This is a genomic window from Bacillus cereus group sp. Bce019 (assembly GCF_051781745.1).
In the GTDB taxonomy this organism is placed as follows: domain Bacteria; phylum Bacillota; class Bacilli; order Bacillales; family Bacillaceae_G; genus Bacillus_A; species Bacillus_A cereus.
In genome coordinates this window covers 1-365 of sequence record NZ_JBPWJX010000068.1, presented here as the reverse complement: position 1 = coordinate 365, position 365 = coordinate 1, and the positions used below count along the sequence as shown (strand labels likewise).

Below are 365 nucleotides of genomic sequence, written 5' to 3'. Positions count from 1 at the left end.
GAGCGCGCTCGTCGCGCTGAGTTCCAGGCTGACCAGATCATCGGCAAGTACGCGATGGGCCACGGTGGCCTGCGCCCGGAAGCTGCCGGCGCCCTGGTCTTCAACGTCGCCTAATGGCGGCCTGAGGCCACATCTACCGAACCCCTCTTTGGGCCGCAATGGCTCTCTGAGGGGTTTTTTTTAATCAGCCCAAACACAAGGAGGCGCTATGGCTCGCAGCTATGAGGCGAACCTTGAGACTTCGGATGAGCTGGCAGCAGTGAACGAGATGCTGTCGGCCATTGGGGAAAGCCCAGTGAACACCATTGAGGGGGACTCGAACGCGGACGTTGCTAACTGCCGCCGAATCCTCAATGCCGTGAACA

At 60.3% G+C, this 365-nt stretch carries 2 protein-coding genes; both read left to right on the top strand.

The window, feature by feature from the left end:
• Positions 1-114 (top strand): hypothetical protein (locus ACS2QP_RS27450; protein ID WP_438883024.1); only part of this gene is annotated, 114 nt, incomplete at its 5' end.
• 94 nt (positions 115-208) lie between these two features.
• Positions 209-365: hypothetical protein (locus ACS2QP_RS27445; RefSeq protein ID WP_438883023.1), on the top strand; the 157-nt coding region annotated here is incomplete at its 3' end.